The organism is Acinetobacter sp. 809848, from assembly GCF_000581275.1.
GTDB lineage: Bacteria > Pseudomonadota > Gammaproteobacteria > Pseudomonadales > Moraxellaceae > Acinetobacter > Acinetobacter pittii.
In genome coordinates this window covers 1-2,659 of record NZ_JEXG01000085.1, presented here as the reverse complement: position 1 = coordinate 2,659, position 2,659 = coordinate 1, and the positions used below count along the sequence as shown (strand labels likewise).

Annotated in this window: 3 protein-coding genes; all 3 read right to left on the bottom strand. The window is 33.2% G+C overall.

What is annotated here, in order from left to right:
• Positions 1–1,308 (bottom strand): T6SS phospholipase effector Tle1-like catalytic domain-containing protein (locus J536_RS23590; protein ID WP_032064169.1); only part of this gene is annotated, 1,308 nt, incomplete at its 3' end.
• A 12-nt stretch (positions 1,309–1,320) separates the two neighbouring features.
• Complete coding sequence (locus J536_RS23585) at positions 1,321–1,752, bottom strand: hypothetical protein (protein ID WP_000053700.1); 432 nt, start codon at positions 1,750–1,752, stop codon at positions 1,321–1,323.
• 189 nt (positions 1,753–1,941) lie between these two features.
• Positions 1,942–2,364 (bottom strand): hypothetical protein, encoded by a 423-nt coding sequence (locus J536_RS23580; RefSeq protein ID WP_032064165.1) that lies wholly within the window; start codon positions 2,362–2,364, stop codon positions 1,942–1,944.
• Positions 2,365–2,659: the final 295 nt, after the last annotated feature.

Below are 2,659 nucleotides of genomic sequence, written 5' to 3'. Positions count from 1 at the left end.
TGCTTCTTTTAGTTTCATTAATCTTTGCATTTCAGTTGCCATATCGGATGGGCCAACTGGTATAAGTTCACGATATTTATTTTCCTGACGTACACGCTGACTAACAGAAAGTTCATTTCCAGCACGTGCAATCGTACCGTAGGCACCGTAGTAAATTTTCATACAACCTTTAATCTGATCTTGAATACTTCCTTGGCTTGGTATAGCGGCTTTTACTGCATCATAATATTTTTGAGAATCTGGTTGAATTTCAAACTGCTCAAAAATTTCGGAATGTTTTAATTTCAACTCATCATAGCTATACATTTTGACACCTGCTTGTAAGGCATCCTCTAGCATATGTTTTAACGGAATTCGGGCAAAATTGTCATTTACTCCTTGGCTACCTGGTTCATAACCACCACCAACGTCAGAATGTACTCCGGGATATACCACTTCTTTCCAATTACTGTTAGCTAACTTATTGTCTTTATGAATAACATCAACAGGGAAAGCAAAGCGCAGTTCATTACCAGCGATATAATGTGAACAGTTTTGAACCCGCTCATCTACAACCAAATCACGTTCTAAAAAAGGTAAGCTATTACTTAAATTTGTGGCAGGCAAGCCAAATGAAGCAACCGTATCAAAAATTCCTAAAAACTTAAATTCAATCGGATACTTACCTTGACCATACGTCAGCCCATCACAGTCTGATTGACATTGCCACATAAACTGATTTGTAAATGCACGGGCAAGTGCAGCGCCCCGTGAAAAACCGAACACAGAAATATTAATTTTCTTAATTAATCGATGTTCTTTTAAACTTTTATCGACTTCAGCAAAGCTGTACTCCTTTTTTTCACTTACATATTTTTTAATGTCTTTTTCAACCTTTTGTGCATTAAAAATCAGGATTTGTTTTAAAGCATCATTTAACTGGTCTTCACCATAATCTAAACGTCTTGCACCTCCCAACCCAGCACCAGCACCTAAACCAAGGTTATCTTGTACCCACGAAATAGCCCTTTGAAAGATATTTAACTCAGCATTAAATCTTGTTCCAACACCAGAAATATAGATAGCGTAATTTGGCGATATTTGCTTGTTTTTATCAGCCATTTCCTTTTCTCTTAATCCTTGAGCATTTCTCCACAATCGAGCAGGATTTGACCACCTTTTGGTATCTTCATCCTCTTTTTTATTATTACCAGTACCATCAAAAAATACCGAAATATTAACTACATCGCTACAATCTTGTTTGCATGATGGCTCATCGTTTGAAATATCACTATTTAATACCTGTACTCTTTTTAAATTTATATCCATGACATAATCTCTTTAGTTTTTATGATTTTTTTCCCAAATGTCAGTCCGCCAATCGAGACCTTTTTTTATGGGATTAGGCCAGTCATTTGAAGTTGATATTTCTACGGTATCATCAGGATATATATGTACTGCTAAATATTTTTTTCCTTTTAATTGTTCTTTTGTAAGAATAACTTGATTCTTTGCTACATGCTTTTTTTTACTATTTGTCTCTCCCCATGTAACTATCTGTGGTCCTATCTTTACGCTAGCAGTATTTGTTCCACCTCCAAATCCACCACCTATTTCAGAACCATTCAACTTCACCATATAACTTGTATAACTTGGATCGTAATTAAAGGATGTAGCCGCTATATTATAAGTCGCATTTGGACCAATACCTGCACAACCTGCTGCACTCAACATTAAACTAACCGGGAACAGTAATATTTTCTTTAAACTCATTTCATTAAACCTCACTCTATAATCCAGTTATTAAATTTATAAAAACTTATGATTTTTATAAATTTAATAACTTATAATTTAATACCAACTATTGGATAAAAAAACCACCTACTTCAGCCTTAGCTATATATCAGTTGATTAATAAAAAAATAGTATTTATATAGTTCAACTAATATATTCTTCCAAAACTTATTTAGCTTTTTTTAAGTCATGCATCCACTTTATCCCTTTTTCTGTTGGTATAGGCCAATTATTTGAAGTCGTTATTTCTACAGTATCATCAGGATAAAGATGTACTGCTAAATATTTTTTTCCTTTTAACTGTTCTTTCGTAAGAATAACTTGATTCTTTGCCACATGCTTTTTTTTACTATTTGTTTCTCCCCATGTAACTATCTGTGGTCCTATCTTTACGCTAGCAGTATTTGTTCCACCTCCAAATCCACCACCTATTTCAGAACCATTCAACTTCACCATATAACTTGTATAACTTGGATCGTAATTAAAGGATGTAGCCGCTATATTATAAGTCGCATTTGGACCAATACCTGCACAACCTGCTGCACTCAACATTAAACTAACCGGGAACAGTAATATTTTCTTTAAACTCATTTCATTAAACCTCACTCTATAATCCAGTTATTAAATTTATAAAAACTTATGATTTTTATAAATTTAATAACTTATAATTTAATACCAACTATTGGATAAAAAAACCACCTACTTCAGCCTTAGCTATATATCAGTTGATTAATAAAAAAATAGTATTTATATAGTTCAACTAATATATTCTTCCAAAACTTATTTAGCTTTTTTTAAGTCATGCATCCACTTTATCCCTTTTTCTGTTGGTATAGGCCAATTATTTGAAGTCGTTATTTCTACAGTATCATCAGGATAAAGATGT